1 protein-coding gene is annotated in these 209 nt (G+C 41.1%); it reads left to right on the top strand.

From position 1 onward, the window contains the following. Positions 1-209: hypothetical protein (locus Q0822_RS18270; RefSeq protein WP_299126408.1), on the top strand; the 209-nt coding region annotated here is incomplete at both ends.

Genomic DNA, 209 nt, shown 5'->3' with positions numbered 1-209 from the left:
CCACCAGCAACATATACACCTGCGGTTAGATACCAAGCAACACCAACTTGTCTTGCGGTATCTATCAATCCTATTACTTTAAATAGTGTTGATTGCCCAGAACTCACAGTAACCAAGACGACCGATGGTGTAATTACATCAGCAGGAGCGGCAGGTTTATTAGATGATACAATAGATTATACGATTACAGTAGAGAACACAGGCAATGT

This window comes from uncultured Winogradskyella sp., from assembly GCF_947496485.1.
GTDB lineage: Bacteria > Bacteroidota > Bacteroidia > Flavobacteriales > Flavobacteriaceae > Winogradskyella.
The sequence above is the reverse complement of the archived record's forward strand: the minus strand, read 5'-3'. Positions and strand labels throughout refer to the sequence as shown.